The sequence below is a fragment of the Komagataeibacter sucrofermentans DSM 15973 genome, assembly GCF_040581405.1.
Classification (GTDB): domain Bacteria; phylum Pseudomonadota; class Alphaproteobacteria; order Acetobacterales; family Acetobacteraceae; genus Komagataeibacter; species Komagataeibacter sucrofermentans.
The window spans coordinates 51,145-68,160 of record NZ_CP137159.1; the positions used below are offsets into that span (position 1 = coordinate 51,145).

Annotated in this window: 14 protein-coding genes and 3 pseudogenes; 8 read left to right on the forward strand and 9 right to left on the reverse strand. The window is 55.7% G+C overall.

Features of this window, described 5'->3' with window-relative positions:
- Positions 1–270 precede the first annotated feature (270 nt).
- The 4 genes from R5N89_RS15290 to R5N89_RS15305 all read left to right on the forward strand — a co-directional run bounded on the left by R5N89_RS15290 (position 271) and on the right by R5N89_RS15305 (position 6,211).
- Complete coding sequence (locus tag R5N89_RS15290) at positions 271–1,836, forward strand: TolC family protein (RefSeq protein ID WP_244192238.1); 1,566 nt, start codon at positions 271–273, stop codon at positions 1,834–1,836.
- Between the two features lie 97 nt (positions 1,837–1,933).
- Complete coding sequence (locus tag R5N89_RS15295; protein WP_110569762.1) at positions 1,934–2,734, forward strand: efflux RND transporter periplasmic adaptor subunit; 801 nt, start codon at positions 1,934–1,936, stop codon at positions 2,732–2,734.
- 20 nt (positions 2,735–2,754) lie between these two features.
- Complete coding sequence (locus R5N89_RS15300) at positions 2,755–4,086, forward strand: efflux RND transporter periplasmic adaptor subunit (protein WP_244192239.1); 1,332 nt, start codon at positions 2,755–2,757, stop codon at positions 4,084–4,086.
- Between the two features lie 19 nt (positions 4,087–4,105).
- Positions 4,106–6,211 carry an HlyD family efflux transporter periplasmic adaptor subunit gene (locus R5N89_RS15305; protein ID WP_110569763.1) on the forward strand — a complete coding sequence of 702 codons (2,106 nt, stop codon included), beginning with the start codon at positions 4,106–4,108 and terminating at the stop codon, positions 6,209–6,211.
- Between the two features lie 97 nt (positions 6,212–6,308).
- Here the strand turns inward: R5N89_RS15305 and R5N89_RS15310 are convergent.
- Together R5N89_RS15310 and R5N89_RS15315 are read right to left on the reverse strand one after the other, a co-directional pair.
- Positions 6,309–7,438 (reverse strand): annotated as a pseudogene (locus R5N89_RS15310) (IS701 family transposase).
- Positions 7,439–7,530: 92 nt separating this feature from the next.
- Positions 7,531–7,870, reverse strand: a pseudogene (locus R5N89_RS15315) (transposase); the annotation flags it as partial.
- Between the two features lie 326 nt (positions 7,871–8,196).
- Between R5N89_RS15315 and R5N89_RS15320 the strand changes: the two are divergent.
- From R5N89_RS15320 to R5N89_RS15330, 3 genes are all read left to right on the forward strand, one after another.
- Positions 8,197–8,907, forward strand: a complete 711-nt coding sequence (locus tag R5N89_RS15320; RefSeq protein WP_110569765.1) for an autoinducer binding domain-containing protein — start codon at positions 8,197–8,199, stop codon at positions 8,905–8,907.
- 79 nt (positions 8,908–8,986) lie between these two features.
- Positions 8,987–9,199, forward strand: coding sequence for a hypothetical protein (locus tag R5N89_RS15325; protein WP_110569766.1), 213 nt, complete (start codon positions 8,987–8,989; stop codon positions 9,197–9,199).
- A 21-nt stretch (positions 9,200–9,220) separates the two neighbouring features.
- Complete coding sequence (locus tag R5N89_RS15330) at positions 9,221–9,397, forward strand: hypothetical protein (protein ID WP_167400892.1); 177 nt, start codon at positions 9,221–9,223, stop codon at positions 9,395–9,397.
- A gap of 361 nt (positions 9,398–9,758) precedes the next feature.
- Here R5N89_RS15330 and R5N89_RS15335 read toward each other — a convergent pair whose 3' ends face one another.
- From R5N89_RS15335 to R5N89_RS15350, 4 genes are all read right to left on the reverse strand, one after another.
- Positions 9,759–10,580, reverse strand: coding sequence for a 2OG-Fe(II) oxygenase (locus R5N89_RS15335; protein WP_110569768.1), 822 nt, complete (start codon positions 10,578–10,580; stop codon positions 9,759–9,761).
- Between the two features lie 88 nt (positions 10,581–10,668).
- The gene (locus R5N89_RS15340) at positions 10,669–11,283 is read right to left on the reverse strand and encodes an NERD domain-containing protein (RefSeq protein ID WP_110569769.1); all 615 of its coding nucleotides are present in this window, start codon (positions 11,281–11,283) and stop codon (positions 10,669–10,671) included.
- A gap of 110 nt (positions 11,284–11,393) precedes the next feature.
- Complete coding sequence (locus R5N89_RS15345) at positions 11,394–13,997, reverse strand: EAL domain-containing protein (protein WP_110569770.1); 2,604 nt, start codon at positions 13,995–13,997, stop codon at positions 11,394–11,396.
- A complete protein-coding gene (locus tag R5N89_RS15350) occupies positions 13,997–14,716 on the reverse strand; it encodes a hypothetical protein (protein ID WP_354680739.1) in 720 nt (239 codons plus the stop codon). The genes R5N89_RS15345 and R5N89_RS15350 overlap by 1 nt, the downstream gene beginning before the upstream one ends.
- Before the next feature lie 230 nt (positions 14,717–14,946).
- Here R5N89_RS15350 and R5N89_RS15355 point away from each other — a divergent pair.
- Positions 14,947–15,506: pseudogene (locus R5N89_RS15355) on the forward strand (recombinase family protein).
- A 588-nt stretch (positions 15,507–16,094) separates the two neighbouring features.
- Here R5N89_RS15355 and R5N89_RS15360 read toward each other — a convergent pair.
- From R5N89_RS15360 to R5N89_RS15370, 3 genes are all read right to left on the reverse strand, one after another.
- Complete coding sequence (locus tag R5N89_RS15360) at positions 16,095–16,343, reverse strand: hypothetical protein (protein WP_167400893.1); 249 nt, start codon at positions 16,341–16,343, stop codon at positions 16,095–16,097.
- Positions 16,344–16,440: 97 nt separating this feature from the next.
- Positions 16,441–16,806: a sigma-70 family RNA polymerase sigma factor gene (locus tag R5N89_RS15365; RefSeq protein ID WP_167400894.1), complete on the reverse strand. Its 366-nt coding sequence runs from the start codon at positions 16,804–16,806 to the stop codon at positions 16,441–16,443.
- The gene (locus R5N89_RS15370) at positions 16,803–16,994 is read right to left on the reverse strand and encodes a sigma factor (RefSeq protein WP_265001387.1); all 192 of its coding nucleotides are present in this window, start codon (positions 16,992–16,994) and stop codon (positions 16,803–16,805) included. The genes R5N89_RS15365 and R5N89_RS15370 overlap by 4 nt, the downstream gene beginning before the upstream one ends.
- Positions 16,995–17,016: the final 22 nt, after the last annotated feature.

The window sequence follows — 17,016 nt, forward strand, 5'->3', positions numbered from 1 at the left end:
AGAAATGTGACGACACCATAATTACCATACAGAAATTGGACATCGAGCACGACGCAATCGTAATCAGGCTGGAAATTTCAGGTCATTTCCGTTTGCGTTCAGGTAATTATCAGACCTGCTCCCGTAGCTTTGATTGAATTTGTTTCTTGCTGACCTGAACATAACCCGGAATTTATGGTAAATCCTGTGACGCATCAGCTTACCCGTGGCAGATTACGTCTGACCTCCTGTGTTGCGCTTTCCACAACCGTGCTTCTGGCAGGGTGTGGCATGCGACCCAAGCCCATGCCGCTGGCCGACCATATAAAACGTGCCGATGCAGATCACGCCACGATCGAGGCCCGTTACCTGCCGCTCAACGGTGACCTGACACTGGGCACAGCCATCGCGCGTGCGCTCAAGTTCAATTATGACTCACAGGTTGCCAAACTCGAGATCAACCAGCAGGAAAAGCAGCTTGATCTGGCGCTGATGCAGATGCTGCCGCACCTTGCGGCCGATGCAGGCTATACGGACAGAAGCAACAACAATGCTGCTGAAAGTATTGATGAATTCAGCAACCGGCGCTCGCTGGATTATTCCTATTCCGAAATGCCGAGCCATGGCAGTGGCGATATCAGCTTTTCATGGAACGCGATGGATGCGGGGATCAGCTATTTCTCTGCCCGCCAGCAAGCTTTCCGTGCGCTGATTGCCGTCGAGCGCCGCAGGCGTGCCATCAACGATTTGGTCAAGGCCGTTACCACCAATTACTGGGAGGCCGCGGCAGCCCAGGTCATGCTACCCCGGCTCGACCCCATCATTCATGATGCGGAAACCATGCTGGCAGCCTCACAGGATGCAGGTAACGCGCACCTGCAGTCTCCCCTTACGCTGCTTGATTACCAGCAGAACATCATCCAGATCCTGGGTGAAATGCGACGCATAAAAGATGAACTGGTCGGCGCGCAGATCCAGCTTGCCTCGCTGATCAACGTGCCGCAGGACGAAAAGCTCAACCTTGCCACCCACCCGCAGGATGTGCAGCCGCTCGGCAACCTCGACATCCCCACGCTGGAGCGCATGGGGCTGGTCATGCGCCCTGAACTGCGCATGGAAGTGTACCAGCAGAAGGTTGACCGGCAGGATGTCTATAAGGAAATCCTGAAGATGATGCCCGGTATCGGCGCCATCGGGAACGGCAACTTTGATTCAAACGCCCTGCTCTACCACCACATCTGGGGGCAGATCGGGGTCAGGGCAACCGTCAACCTGATCAACATGATCCAGGGGCCGCGCGCCATTGCGGTGGCCAAGGGCAATGTCAAACTCTCGGAAATGCGCCGCCTTGCACTGAGTGTCGCCATTCTGGCCCAGATCAACCTGAGCGCGCAGAAATACGTTACGGCGGTGGATTTCCTCAAATCCTCGCGGCAGATCAATGATGTCAGCCTGCAGATGGAGCAGCTTGCCGTATCCGCCTCAGCAGCAGGCGCACAGTCCGAGGCCAATCGCGTGCGCCACCAGATGGCGGCCCTGTTAGGTCAGCTTGAATACAGCCGCAGCCTTGCGCATACCCATCAGGCACTCGCCAACCTGTATGCCTCCATCGGGGTGGATCTTGTACCCGCCAATGCCGATATTCAGGATCTCAAGCACCTGACGGCGCAGGTTGAACATTCCATTTCCCTGTGGGAAAACGGCCGCCTGCCTGACCTGACCCTGCCCGACAATATCAAGAAACCCGATGCCGGCAGCAGCACGACGCCCGTCGCGGTGCCGGTGAAGCAGGCTGCGCCGCCTTCCACCCCTGTTGCGCAGACGGACACAGCACAGCCGAATCCCGGGCCGGTCTAGGTCGTATCACTTAACTTATTATTAATCAGCAATGATATAAAGCTGCATTGCCTCGGGCGGTGCTGGCGCCTTTTATCAAGGAAGGCCGGTTGTACACATGCGTACATATTCATTTATCCCCGCACTGGTGCTTACCCTTGTGCCCGGCACGGTCCTTGCCCAGGCGGTGCAACCGGTTGCACCCGCAGCTACGGCTCCGCAGCCCGAACTCCCCACTGCGCCAGAGCCGGAAAGCACGGCCACCCATGCTCCCAGCGTGCAGGTCACCGCTCCCATGAGCGCTCAGATCAGCGCCAGCATGTCGGGACAGCTTGAAAAATTCCCTTTCCGGGACGGTGACCATTTTCACAAGGGCGATGTGCTGGCCGGGTTCCGCTGTGGCCAGCAGAAGGCAACCCTTGCGCACGCCCATGCCGAATACATCAAGCGCCGTGGCCTGCTCGATGTGCAGAACAAGATGAAGGCGCTCGGGCAGTGGAGTGTATCGGACCTGCGCTCGGCCGCGGCTGATGAACAGGCAGCCAATGCGGACCTGGAAATGGCCAGTGCCGTTGTGGCCCAGTGTGTGATCGAGGCCCCGTTTGACGGGCGTGTCTCCAATACCATGGTGCATAATTACCAGTATCTTTCAGCCGGAACCCCCATGCTGGAAATACTGGATGATACTTCGCTTGAACTGTCCATGATCGTCTCATCGATGGAACTGCCCCACCTGCAGCCCGGCACGCCGTTCAAGGTTCACATACTGGAGACGGATGCCACTTATACGGCAAGCGTCAGCCGCCTTTCGGGCAAGGTGGACCCGGTCAGCAAAACCATCAAGGTGTATGGCAAACTGACGCAACCTGCCCCGAACCTGCTGCCGGGCATGACGGGCGAAGCCCGGTTTGGCCAGTAAGGCCAACTGGTTGACAGATCATGACCACGCCTGATCCTGCACGCACGCAGCAGGGACGGCAGGCTGCGTTGCTGCGGCTGTCGGCCCTTGTGCATCTATGCGAACGCCTGCGGACCTGCACGCCCGATGAGCTGGATTTCGTGCTGGTCAACGAGAGCCATAATCTTCTTCCCTATCAGCAGGCAGCCCTGTACCGCACCGATAAGGCAGGGATTACCGCCATATCCGGCACGGCGGTGTTCGATCCCGCCGCCCCCTATGTGCGCTGGCTGAGCCAGGTATTCGGCAGCATCACGCTCCTGAGGGAGCCCACGACCATTGATGTCGCGGCCCTGCCCGCCGCACTGCGCGATGAATGGGCGCAATGGATGGCCCCACACGCCGTGCTTATTCCGCTGGCCGGGCGGCATGGCCGCGTCGGCACGCTGCTTGTTGCGCGGCCGGATGCGTGGACACAGCCCGATATTCAGGCCCTGTGCATGATTGGCGGCGAATATGCGGAAAGCCGGCAGCTTATCGCCGCCCAACCGCCCGGACCACGCGATACACGCTTACGCCGGCGGGTCGGTGCCATACTCGCGGCCGCACTGCTTGTGGCGTTCTACCCGGTACATTCATGGGTTCTGGCCCCGGCCGAGGTCGTGCCTGTTGCCCCTGCCTATGTGCGTGCACCCTTTGCCGGTATTGTCCACCAGCTTGATGTCGCCCCCAATACCGCAGTGCATGCGGGCACACCGATGGTGGAACTGGAGCGCGCGCAGCTTGAAAGCCAGTACCAGGTGGCCCGCAAGGCGCTGGAAGTGGCCCGGACCCAATATGATGAAGCCATTCAGGCAGGCATGCTCGATGCCAAGGCCCGCGCGCAGGCTGGTGAACTCAAAGGCCGTATCGACGAGGAAGCCGCCCAGATGCGCTACCAGAGCGAACTGCTGCACCGCGCTACCCTGACCGCCCCGATAGACGGACTGGCACTTTATAACGATCCCTCAGAGTGGGTGGGCCGTCCGGTCGAAGCAGGCGAGCGTATCCTCATGGTCGCCCCTGCCCTGTCTCGCCGGATCGAGATCCGCCTGTCCACAACCGAAGCTGCACACTTCGCGCCCGATGCACGCGTGCGTTTTTTTGATAATGTGCATCCCGATCATCCGACACAAGGGCATCTGGTCTTTACCTCCTACGCAAGCACGCCCACGCCTGCGGGCACACTGGCCTATACCCTGCGTGCCGACATGAACAGCGACATCCGCCTTGGCCTGCGCGGCACGGCACGCATCTATGGCCCACGACACATGCTGTTGCTGTGGGCCCTGCGCAAACCGCTGGGCGTAATACGGCAATGGCTTTCCTTTTAGCTGGCCCGGGGGGCGGAGCATGAATGCACCTGCCCCCTGGCCCGCCCTGCGTGATGACCTGGAACTGTTGCAAGGCCCCGTTGTAAGCGGCGCGCCGACATGGACACTCTATGACCCTGCCCGCCACCGTTACGTGCGCCTTGGCAGCATGGAAATGGAAATCCTGCAACGCTGGGACCTGGCTGACCCGAACACGATTGCTCGCGTTGTGCGTGAGCAGACCACGTTTGATGCACAGCCTGCCGATGTCACGGCCCTTGCCGCCTTCCTGCGGCAGGGAGGGCTGACCACGGCGCAGACCAGCGTGGACAGTGCCCTGCTGGCCCGGCAGGCACGCAGGCCGCCATTGCTGTCATGGATCCTGCATCATTACCTGTTCCTGCGGGTCAGGTTGTGCAATCCCGATCCAGTTCTCAAACGCTGCGTGCCGTTTACAAATTGGCTTTTTACCCGCCCGTTTTGTGCCGGGCTTGTAATGGCGGTGGGGCTGGCGGTCGTGCTGGTCATGCAGCAATGGAGCCTGTATGCTGCGGGGTTCATGCATCTCGTCACCCCACAGGGCGCGATCGGGATTGCGCTGGCGCTGACATTAAGCAAGACGGTGCATGAACTGGGCCACGGCATTGCGGCACGACATTTTGGCTGCCGGGTGCCAGCCATGGGGGTCGCCTTTCTGGTCCTGTGCCCCGTTTTATGGACCGATACAACCGATGCATGGCGACTGGTCCGTGCGCGTGACCGGCTGGTGATCGACTGTGCCGGCATGGTGGCCGAAATCATGCTGGCTACGCTGGCCACCATTATCTGGAGCATTGTACCCGACGGGCCGCTGCGTGATGGCCTGTTCACGTTAAGCAGTTCAACATGGATTTTGACCCTATCGGTCAATCTCAGCCCGCTGATGCGGTTTGACGGGTATTATATCCTCTCTGACCTGATGGGTATTCCCAACCTGCAGGAGCGTGCATTTGCATGGACACGCTGGCGCACCCGCAGGTTCCTGTTTGGTATGGACACGCCTCCACCTGAGGTCTTTCCCGCACGCAGGGGCATCATGCTGGTAGGCTACAGCCTTGCCACATGGCTTTACCGTTTCTTTCTGTTCACCGGCATTGCGCTGGTTGTCTATCATGCGGTCTTTCCCGCGCTGGGCGTGGTTCTGATGGGAATTGAAATCTGGTTTTTCGTTGCCCGACCCATCATGGGAGAGCTGGCGCAATGGGCACAGCAGGCCCTGCATGCACCTGGCAGCCGCCGCGTGCATGTTACGGGCGTGGGTTTTGTCATACTGCTTGCACTCCTTGTATTTCCATGGAGTCATTCCATCCGCGCGCCTGCCGTATTGCGGGCGGAAGGGCAGAGCATGCTTTATACACACGACCCGGGCGTGGTGGTGCGCCTGCTCCCTACGGGCAGCGTGGTACAGGCAGGCGAGGCCGTGGTAGAACTGCGCTCCCCCCAGCTTGACCATGACCGTGCGGTTTCAATCGCACGGCTGACAACACTGGACGCCACGCTGTCGGAACGGATGTTTGGTGCAGAAGATACGGCCTCGCTGGATGATACACGTGACAAAATCGAGCATGAAACCGCCGAACGCCTGCGTGCTGAAGCCGCGATAAGACAGTTGACCATCCGCGCCCCCTTTGCTGGCATGCTAGTCGATGTTCCACCGGAAATCCATGCGGGTGATACGCTGAAACAGCATGACTATATCGGCTCGGTCATCACGCCGGGGCACCCTGCCATCGAGGCATACGTGCATGAAACGGATATAGGCTTCATACAACCCGGCGCACAGGCCAGTTTTATAGCCGATAGCCCTGATACTGCGCGGATAACAGGGCATGTGCAGTCGATCTCGGTCGCATCGGTTCCTGAAATTGATGCTCTGGAACAGGCATCGCCCTATGGCGGCCACATCAAGGCACATAAGGACGAAACCAGTCACGCAATGGTGCCGGAAGAAACGGTCTATCAGGTTATTGTCCTGCCCGATCGGCCACTGCCACAGCTAAAACGGCGCATGATGGGGATGGTACGAATCCACGCCACCGCCACCAGCTTTGTGCAACGGACCTATCGCAAGATTGTAGCAGTTTTTATGGGAGAGGCAGGTCTCTAACACAGGCAAGCACTACTTTGGCAGAATACGTTTTGGGGTCTGGAGTAGAAGGTTTCCACAGTGCGGGCATTGCCCGATAGGTGGTCGCAGGATGCGATCAAGAATGGCCTGTCGTATTGCTGGCAGACTGGGCTGTGGTGGTGGGCCGGTGACTCTTTTTTCCCGTCCGACCGCCGTGAGGCGCCGGGAGTGGAGAAAGGCGTAGGCCATCATGGGCATCAGGGCGTGCCAGTGCAGGCCTGCCCATGATCGCCCCTCAAAGTGATCGAGGCCCAGTTCCTCCTTGAGTTGCTGATGCGCCTGTTCGCAAACCCATCGGGCCTTGATCGCAGCGGCAGTAGCCTGAGGGAGGTGTCGGCAGACAGGTTGGACAGATACCGGTGGAACGGTGCTCGCCAATCAGCCAGACTTCATCCCCGGGCATATGCTGGGTCGTCCGGCCAGCGTTTGGTCCCACGACGCCAGTTGACCCTGCGCCATGTTGCAGTTTCCAGTATCTTATGGGCAGGAACGGATTGCTGTTCCGGTACCGGATGTATCCGGGATGGGCCGCGCTTTCTGGCCGGGAAAACCAGCTCCACATCGGGGGAATAGACTTTCTGATGACGTGGTATCCCGACTGCCCAGCGCAGGTTCCGCACGCTCAGAGCCTGACGGAACCGGGCAGACAGGCATAACCGGCATCCGCAAGAACACAGCCAAAACGGACACCTGCGGCACAGAGGCGATCAATCTTTTCGATAGCCATCTCCGGTTTGGTCCTGGAGCCCTGATGTTCCAGTGGAATACCGGCCCGCTTCACACATGCCGGATCCGCTGTCCAGATGTCGGGCCGGAACAGACGGGGTGACAACATCAGTGGCACTTCTCACTCGAAGCCAGTGTCACGGACACCAATGTCTGACAATTTGCTTTCTTGCCCAGGGTCGAAGCATCTTGGGGCGCCACGCCAACAGAATGTTCTCCCTTCTTGGGAAGGGAGGTATCATCAATGATCATCCACGAACGCTCGCCGCCCACCAGATGGTCAGCATGATGCCACAGAGCAGCCTCAAGTGGCGCACTGTCCCACACACCGGCACTGACGAAATGATGCAGTCGGTCATAAGGGATATCGCCATTGCGTGCAGCCATGGGCTGCACGCTCGTGCGGTCACCAGGTCCGATCAGGCCTGCAATATAAACCGGACACATCGCCCGCTGCGCTTTGTGACCCAGTGCGACCAGATACGACCGCTGCGCTCATACATTCATGTCTGCAATCCACATCGCAGCAAGAGCTTCATCTTCTATCTCAAAGAATGAGTCCTGAGCCTAGAAAGGGCACAGGCACGGCGTTCACTACGGGCCAGAGCCTCCTGAATGTGTCGGACCGCCTGCCGCGAAGCAGCAGGCGTCACCACTTTTTTCAACAATTTCCTTTAGCGCTGCATTATCCAGCATGGCATCTGCCAGAAGACGTTTCAGGCGACTGTTTTCACTTTCCTGCGCCTTCAGCCGTTTGGCCTCGGACACCTCAAGACCTCCATGGCGGGTTTTCCATTAGAAGGTCGCGTCACTGATCCCGTGTTTTCGGCAAAGATCAGAGACCTTCAGACCAGATTCCTGTTCCTTCAGGATCCCCATGATCTGCTCTTCCGTATAGCGACTGCGTTTCATCCGTCCGTATTCTTATCGATCGGCCTCTACTTTCAAATGGGCACATTTTCGGGGGGCACGTCACTCGGCTTGCGGCCCGGTACCGCTCGCACTCATAAGCGCCGTGTTTGGTGAGGCCATATCAGCTGTCGCCCAGCAGGTGATAAATGTGGGTGTTCTGGTTGAACCACAACACAGTGTCGCCGGGGCAGAATGGAATGATCTGGCTTCCGGCCTCAAAAGTGAGCCAAGCTACCATAATGATGGGTGCGGTCATAAATATATAGAATAAGGATATCATATAATTTAGGCTTATCCTTGAATGGCATCATGGGGCAACGCAATAGATGGCGGGATTAACAATCGACCTCCTATCGAAGCTGCATGACTTCGAGAACGCAAGCACTAAACACGATCTTCTAACCGCCTACCTTGACGCCGCCTTGACCGTTGGCGGCGTCCATATAACCATTGTGGAATTAAATAGGACTGAAGATCCTAAGGAAAATTTTATACATGTCGGCTACCCAGAGGCATGGGTAAATTTTTATATTGAGAATGATTACATAAGTTCTGATCCAATAATAAAAAAATCTAGATTTATGAGTCATCCGTATTTCTGGCATGAAATTCACAATATAAACCAAAAAGAAAAAAAGATAATCAGGGATGTATCAGAATTCGGTATAAAAAAAGGAATGACAATACCATTCCATACACATGACAGATTGGTTTATGCCATATGTTTTGCATTTACAGACAAAAACGTAGATCAAGAAGTTGAAATTTATCTGCGTGCCTTATCTAATTTTTTCATTGCCAGTTATAAAAAGCTGGATGAACCGGCAGATGTGTTGGACCCTATTCTTACCCCGCGTGAAAAAGAATGTCTGAGATGGACAGCCAAGGGTAAAAGCTCATGGGAAACCGGGATGATTGTTGGTGTCAGTGAGAGAACCGTTAATTTCCATATTAACAATGCACTGCTGAAGCTGAAATGTACAAATCGTATCATGGGTGTGGTGAAGGCCATCTGCGCCGGTCTGATTGAACTGTAAAACCTGTCAGACCTGACAGGTAACCTGACTGTCGATTTTCATGAATAATCCTCTTACCCAACAGCAAGAGGGCGTATCCATGATCGAAGCCGTAACCGCGTCCTCAATAATGACAGCATTGAGCACCAGAATGCAGCATAACAATATGAATGAAGATACGAAAACGAAAGCAAATGATATCAAAGCCGCGTTATCGTTTCTGCGCGAAGAAGCGAGAAGGTGCGGCCTAACACAGACTGATAACTCGCTCTCCATCACAGAAATAATAATTAATATTGAAACAAATAAATAAAATTTTAAGAGGAGTAGTAAATTGTTTATCCGCGACGGTGATATTGAATACCTCGCAAAGAAACTGTTCTCACAACGCTATCCATTTCGAAAATGGGAGGTCGCGTCGAATTTGACATCCGGTGGCGCTACAGAAGATGAAAAGGAAAAGTTTATGGATATGGCCCGGCGTCAATTATCAAGCTGGCATCCGGTGTAAGTTATAGGTCGCTCCACCCGAAACCGCCTAGTTTTCTACACGATCAACTCACGCTTCCTCATCTTCTTCTCCCTCAGCGGCATGACCTGCCTCCGTCGCAGCAAGTTCTGCCGCGCCCGCTCGACGCGAGGGCAGGTGCCCCGGTTCTTCTTGATATTCAGCAGGAACAGGACCGCCTTCATCTTGGCATGCAGGTTGTCCGGCTCGGCCTGATCGATCCGGTCCTACCCGCTACAAGTTCAATTACTGGCGGCATCGCGAATATGCTGGGCACATTCTGAACGACCTGACAGTTCGAGCGAGCCATCCAATGACTACAGGCTTAAAGATAATTTGTAAGATATGACCCTAAATTAAAATTTTATTTAAAGTTTTGTTTACTTTTTCTGTGCCGCATCCATCTTGCTGTATCAATAACAAAATGTGGAAGTATGTTCCGCATGAATATTTCTGCCATCTGCATGGTCGATTGTCTGCTGTTGGATAGATAGATCGTGCTGTTTGCCGTCCTGTCGGCTTTTATTTTTGGTGCCGTATAAAAATATGTAATGAGTGTCCGCCGTAGATACCCTTCTTGCGCGCCCTGGGGGTGTCCATGCCATGAATCAGGCGACTGGAGCATGAGAACGCTGCGCCCAAACTGGGGAACAATTTTTCTGATAGGTCGGGTTGGATTTTTCTGCCATAGTTCCAGTAGGCCGCCATATTCTGGCTTCCAGTCATGATTGAGGTAAGTCAGCAAAGCCAGGCGATTTTCAAGACACGTATGGGGGTGATAACGAAAATCGGTATGAACCTGAAAATGTCCCTGCCCCGCGACTTCGTGCATGCCGCCCCCATAAAGATAAGGGTCGGGAAGCAGATTCATGATTCCTGTCAATCTGGTCAGTAGCCGGAGGAACGGTGCACCGTTCACAATATCAAAATATCGTTGTATTGCAGCAGGCATGACGGATTGTGTGCTAGTCGAGCGCTTTGACTGAAGCTGGTTCTGGAATACATTTACATTGTTTACGTGATCGAGATTAAAGGCCTGCAACGCTTCGTTCAGCAGGGAATCACAGAACATTCCGTCCATGACCAGATGTGGAAATGGCCTGGCTGTCTTGAACTCTTGCGCAAGACTGTTCATCCGGGAAGTATCGGACCAGTCCATTCTTTTTAACAGGGGTACGTACGACATCTGCTATCCTAATAATAGCCTTTCCAGGTACGGCAGAGTATCAGAATTTTTTTTAGTGAATCCTATCTGCTGCGTAGACAAGGAAAGTTCAGAAGGGACTTCGATTCTGTATCTGTGACGATGCGACTACATATTTATGATGTACTGTTTCAATATGACACCACGCCTCGCCATATTTGGCAGGAATGGTGCCCTTGCCGGCCAAGGTATTCAGCATGCTTTCCAGTTCCGGGAGGAGAAGGGCATGGTCCTGCAGGGGGGCCATCAGTGGCACCTTGTAGGGGAGCAGGAAATGGCCCGTCACGGGAACGGGGGTTCCGTCCTGTGTCGGTAATGGATCATTTATGGTGGTGCTGACGACCTCTGCCAGTTTCAGGAAACTTTGCAGGAAATCATTATTATAGGCAAAATTTCCAGCCCCACCCTGCGACCGGATTTCTTTTTCGGGAGAAGGCGCATTGATCCACGCGATGTAATGTTTAGCATGTAAGGTATGCAACCCGTCTGCGCTGGCAAATATGTGGTCAATCTCCACACGTTCGTCTGTACCAACTGGCAAGATAATGCCATGCATTACGGGTAGGCCACTTGCCACAAGCATCTGCGCAACGGGATCATCCGCGGCAGGCTCGCCGCATAGTTTCTGCCACAGGGTGGCATCTCTATCTGCGGGGAAATCTGGATTGCGGTGTGCACGTGTCATGTCCGGTCCTGCAACAGATAAAGCTCCAAATCCGATAAGAAGGCTTTTATTGTAAAGAATTGGTAACCGGGGAGCGTCTCCCCTTCGTCACGCCGCTATTAATGTCCGTCTCATGCAGCATCATGCTGGCTGCCGGGCTGTGAGCACCCGGTATCGGGGGGCGCCTGCAGCCATGCTTCAAGATCCCGCGCATCCAGGGGCCTGGAAAAGAAATATCCCTGTATCACGTCGCAGTTGATCTGCCGGAGCAGGTCAAGCTGTGCCTGCGTTTCCACGCCCTCCGCCACCACGGTCATGCCCAGGCTCCGCCCGATACGGATGATGGCGGTGACCACAGAGTGAACCTTGCCCGTCGGTTCAAAGCCATCCATGAAGCTCCGGTCAATCTTGAGCTCGTTAAGTGGCAGGTTTGCAAGGTTCGACAGGCTGGAAAAACCGGTTCCGAAGTCATCCATGGAGAGCCCGATGCCCATGGCCCGGATCGCCTGAGCGGCGATGAGGGTCTGATCGTAATTTTCTATCATCGCACTTTCCGTCAGTTCGATGGTCAGACGATATGGGGGAATGCCACTTTCGTGCAGAATCTCGCCAATCAGGCGTGGCAGGTCGGGATTTCTGAAATGCAACGCGGATATGTTGACCGATACGACCGGAACGTCCACCCCTGCCTGCATCCATAGGGCCATCTGTCGACAGGCCGTCTGCAGTGACCACAGCCCGATTGCCTCGATCTGTCCGGTTTCTTCCGCCAGGGGGATAAAACGGCCCGGTGATATCATGCCCAGGGCAGGATCGGTCCATCGTGCCAGGGCTTCCACCCCTTCCAGCCGGCCGGTCGCGGCATGGACCTGCGGCTGGTATACCAGATAGAGCTGGTCCGTCCTGATTGCCTCCTTCAGCGCGTTGCCCAGCAGGATCTGGTCCGCCGCCTGCCGGTTCATTTCCTCGCTGAAGAAACGGTAGCAGTTACAGTCGGCATTCTTCGCCTGCGACAGGGCCGTTTCTGCCTGCTGCATGAGTATTTCCGTCTCCCGCCGGCCGCCGTCATTATCCGCAATGCCGATACTGGCCGTAATGGTAACAGGAACCTCGTCAATCACGACCGGCTCCGCTACGGCTTTCATGATGGCATCGGCCAGTGCCGTGGCCCGTTCCACCCCACCGGTCGTGATCAGGGTGAATTCGTCTCCCCCGCTGCGGGCCAGCAGGTCATCACTGGAAATGAGGCCGGATAGCCGCCGGGCCAACGCAGCTAGCAACATGTTGCCTGCCGGGCGTCCCAGTCCGTTATTGATGGCCCGGAACCGATCCAGGTTGATGATCAGGGCCAGCAGGTTTTCATGCCGCGCGCGTGCCGCCCGCCGCCTGATACCGTGCCGCAACCCGGTCCGATTGGGCAGGCCCGTCAGGGTGTCATACTGCGTAAGCCGCGCGATATCCTCACGCGAGCGCTGCTGTTCGATGGCAAGCGCGCATAGATGCAGGCAGGCATCAGCAATCCGCCGGTGCCATCTGCCCGGTGCGCGCTTGGCACGGAAATAGAAAGCCAAGCTGCCGCCTACCCGGCCGTCACGCAGCAGGATCGGCACCGACCAGCAGGCCATGAGGCCATGCGGGACGACAAACTGCCAGAACCCCTTCCATTTCGGATCGGCTTCAATGTCTGGTGTAACCACTTCCATGCCGGTGAATAGTGCCGTGCCGCATGACCCGACCTCGGGGCCTATCTGCAGGTCAGCGCAGACTTCGGCAATCTGTGCGGGCAGCCGTGCGCGCGCTACAGGGTGCATGCGCTGTTCATCATCCACGGCCACGATCTGCGTTACGACATCCGGGGCGATACGTTCAATCTGGCGGCACATCAAGCCAAGGATTTCGTTGAAGGACAGGTTGCTGGTCAGTGCCCCCATCATATCCTTCTGCAGCGCCTTTATCTGCTCGCTGCCCGTAATATCATTCAGCACCACGATCACTTCGTGCAGTTCCTCATAGGGGCTGCATAAGGGCGTTACGGTTGCCAGAAGCCAGATGTCCTGGCCTGTGTCGGTGCGGGAATGGATTTCCAGTTCAAAGGGCCGGCAGCGCTGCAGACGACGGCGAAAGGCCTGTAATGTTGCAATATCGCCCTGCTGCCCGGACAGAAAGGCCGAGAAATCAGCCCCTTCCATACCCTCGGCACCGATGCCCGAAAACCGGGCCGCCGCTGCATTGGCGTAGATAATGCGGCATTGGCTGTCCAGTATCAGGATGCCGCATGCATTGCGTTGTACGATGGTGGCATACTGTAGGTCCTGTTCACGTCGGGACAGATCCCGTGTCACGTCGCGCAGGGAAATGACAAACACCTGCTGTCCCGCCCCCTCGGTCCGTGCCACGGACATCTCGGCAGAAAACGCCATGCCGTCATGTCGCAGCAAGGTCAGATAATGGTGGTTTTCCGTAATGGAACGACAGACCTTACCCCCGGATACGCCGGATGGGCACAGCGCGACATTCGTCAGGTTCTCACCAAAGATACAGGGCAGGATGTCTGTCCCGGCGGGAAAGAGAATATCGAGTTTCCGGCCGACCAGTCCGGGCGTGGGGCCACCCCAGATACGGGCCGCGTTATCATTGGCAAAGATGATTGTGTTATCATTGCTGACAAGCAGGATACCCGTATCAATGCTTTCCAGCAGTTTGTCCGGAATGGGATAGGTCTGTCGTTCGCCCATTAGTCTGGTCTGCCTGTTTGTTGTGTTGTGGGAGGTAAATGGATGACGATACCGTTCTGGGGGGTCTGTGTCCGATAGCGTTTGAGGAAAAGCGGGGGCGTGTCTGTCCCTTCTCCTCCCTGCTGCCAGTTTTCAGGACGGGAGAGCCCGTAGGGGTCCCCATCACAGCGCACGACCGCCCATGCCGCGCAGTCCCGTTCCGCCCCACATCCCGCAAGCAGTCCGACCAGCGTGATGCGGGTATCGGAATCATAGGATGCCGTCAGGGTCTCGTTGCCGCGGAATATCAGGCTGAATGGTGCGGCGCGGTCCGGGCTGCCAAATGTGATGTCGATCAGGATAAGGCCGGCTTCGGAATGCTTGGGGCCGAAAATGATTTCTCCCCCCGCCTGATCAATAATCAGGTGCAGCCACAGAACCTGAAAAGGGCCAAAACTGTCGATTTCCAGCGTTCCCCCCTGCAGGACGTATTCCCAACTGCTCCACCGGGCCAGATCTGTCAGGTTCGTGCGGACCCAGGCCCGTGATCCTATGACGAAGCGATAGGAAGACAGGTCCGACCTGCGTGAAAGGGGAAGTGATCTGTTTACAACCTCAATCACGTTGTTCCAGTTGAAAAAGCCGTTTCTGACCGCGGTCTCATTCGTACGGACTACAAGGGAGCAGCCATTGTCTGTTGCCATTTTCATATGTATCGCCTGTCTCAAAAATACTCGCACCAGCAAGGAAGTTTCGGGTTTTCTGACTGCTGGCTATTGGGCCAAAATATGAAATATTTGTGGCGTGGCCTTTCTGCCCGATGTGAAACCGCATGATGGTGGAGGTGATGAGGACGTAACGGAATTCATTTTTGCATAAGACCCGTCATTTGAAAACAAAAAAAATGCTGGCTATGCATTCGCGCAATCGTCTATAAAATAAGGCTGATGTGCCAATATAAACGAATAATATGATGCTGATCGGGTACGCGCGCGAAAATTCGGAAGAAGAGACGCTTCTCCATCAGGTAGAAGCACTCCGAAAGGCGGGTTGTCAAAAAATATATGAGGAAAAGTTCCTACAATGAGCCGGGACTGGCCCATTCTGAGGGACGTCCTGACGGAACTTTCTTCTGACGATACTTTGGTTGTCTATTCTCTGGACCGTCTTGCCTGGTCAACGCCCCACCTGCTGGAGGTGGCCGATCGACTTCGTGAAAAAGGGGCGGGACTGCGCTCCCTGTGTGAACCCTGGGCCGATACTACCGTTCCCTATGGGAAAATGATTCTTGGTGTTTTTGCCGGCATTGCTGAATTTGAACGCGCATTAAGCCGGAACCTCACGGAAACGGGTAGGAAACGGGCCAAGGAACGGGGTGTCCATCTTGGTCGGCCAGCCAAGCTCAGTGCAGAGCAGATTGCGACGATACGAAAGCTTGTCCGTGACGAGAACCTCTCCATTTCAGAAGTTGCAGCCCGTTTTGGTGTGCATAAAGCTACTATCTATCGGGCTGTTACCAATAACAAGTAAGGAATTATTACGGGGTAAGTTGGACCGAGTATTTTCATAAAGGCTTACAAGCTGGAATACACGATCAGATATCATGTTAATTACAACATAAATGCTGTGTCAGAGAGTTTTTATGCTTTATAAAGCGCCATCGCATCTAACGACGAATCTGCAAGGCACATCAGGTAACCTGGCAGAACGTGTTTTATTACATCGAAATATTATAAAATACAGGGCACAAAGCTACGTCAGGCGCGAGGTGCTGTCGTCCGTGCAGTTTGAACGATATCAGATTTTGAATGCCCCAGCCGTCTGGAAAACGGTTGTGCCGGATGTCCTGCTCCGAGTTTTCTGATTGCAGGCCGACTGCCTGACTGATGAGGCAGAAATACCGAACATCGGCTTTAACGGATCAGCCAGGGTCCTGTCTGATCCGGGCATTCGGATCGTCATGACGGTAAACTTCATGACGGGCGCAGGCGAGCCTCCCTCCCCTCTTCTCATCCCGTCACGAACTCTCGCGCAGCCGTCTGACTCTATGCCGCGACTTTACTGTATATGCGACATGAACACTGATCATTTCCATTCAGAATGGACATAAGACATGGATCAGTTCACGGACCGATGCGGATGCCGGATACGTCTACCGTATCGGGAACCTGCTGAGCCGCAGGCAGGGTTATCGGGCGTGGGCTTTGATAGGGACTGTGCCTGTGTCGCACCCTGCAGGGCCATCTGGCCAAGCAGGCGGACCCGCAATGCCTGCTGCCATGCCCGTTCATGCGCGGGATCAGCCTGCACACGGAGAAGGAACGAAAGGGCCGTATCGGCAGCGTCAGGCGGGGGAATGTCGGTCATGGGCCCATAATACTTTGCAGGCAGGACATGCGCTTTCACATCTCCCTTTCTGTCTGACGATTGAACGGCATGGAAATTAACACCGGCAGGTGGGAATTCATTCTTCACCAAGCTGCTCGGTAATCCGCTGGAAAGCCTGCCGGGGCATGGCATGCACGCGCGGAGAACTGACACCGAGGATCTCGGCCACTTCACGCTGTTTATGGCCATAGAGCTGGCTCAGTTCAAAAGCGCGACGGGTGCGCGGGGGCAGGCCGTCAAGGCAGGCCAGCACGCGGCGGAGTTCATCCTGGCTGGCCAGTTGGCGTTCGGGCGTCAGGATTTCGATGGCATCGGCGCGTGGGATATCCACGTCCCCTACGTCAGTGCATGTGGTTCGCCTGTCGGGAGAACTGATGGCCTGCGCATAGGCACGTTCAACGGCTTTTGCCCGGCGTGCATCAATGGCGAGGCGAAAAATCACCCGTTCAGGTAACCCTGCGGGGGCTGGATGTCCTGTGGCGCGGCCCCGGCGCGGATGATGCGGATATAGGCGTCCTGCATGATTTCCTCGCCCCACCATGCGCAGCCCACAACACGTGCCGCCAGCGCGACAAGATGGCGTCTGTTGCTTTCAAGAACTTCCAGAAAAATCTTGTCCGCGTAGGACACGGGCACCGCCTCCAAGGAGATC

Excerpts from the sequence above, each read along its gene's own strand:
- R5N89_RS15335 (WP_110569768.1), bottom strand. The coding sequence starts at position 10,580 with ATGTCGTACGTACCCCTGTTAAAAAGAATGGACTGGTCCGATACTTCC.
- R5N89_RS15340 (WP_110569769.1), bottom strand. The coding sequence starts at position 11,283 with ATGACACGTGCACACCGCAATCCAGATTTCCCCGCAGATAGAGATGCC.
- R5N89_RS15320 (WP_110569765.1), top strand. The coding sequence starts at position 8,197 with ATGGCGGGATTAACAATCGACCTCCTATCGAAGCTGCATGACTTCGAG.
- R5N89_RS15295 (WP_110569762.1), top strand. The coding sequence starts at position 1,934 with ATGCGTACATATTCATTTATCCCCGCACTGGTGCTTACCCTTGTGCCC.
- R5N89_RS15345 (WP_110569770.1), bottom strand. The coding sequence starts at position 13,997 with ATGGGCGAACGACAGACCTATCCCATTCCGGACAAACTGCTGGAAAGC.
- R5N89_RS15325 (WP_110569766.1), top strand. The coding sequence starts at position 8,987 with ATGATCGAAGCCGTAACCGCGTCCTCAATAATGACAGCATTGAGCACC.
- R5N89_RS15305 (WP_110569763.1), top strand. The coding sequence starts at position 4,106 with ATGAATGCACCTGCCCCCTGGCCCGCCCTGCGTGATGACCTGGAACTG.
- R5N89_RS15300 (WP_244192239.1), top strand. The coding sequence starts at position 2,755 with ATGACCACGCCTGATCCTGCACGCACGCAGCAGGGACGGCAGGCTGCG.
- R5N89_RS15360 (WP_167400893.1), bottom strand. The coding sequence starts at position 16,343 with ATGACCGACATTCCCCCGCCTGACGCTGCCGATACGGCCCTTTCGTTC.
- R5N89_RS15290 (WP_244192238.1), top strand. The coding sequence starts at position 271 with ATGCGACCCAAGCCCATGCCGCTGGCCGACCATATAAAACGTGCCGAT.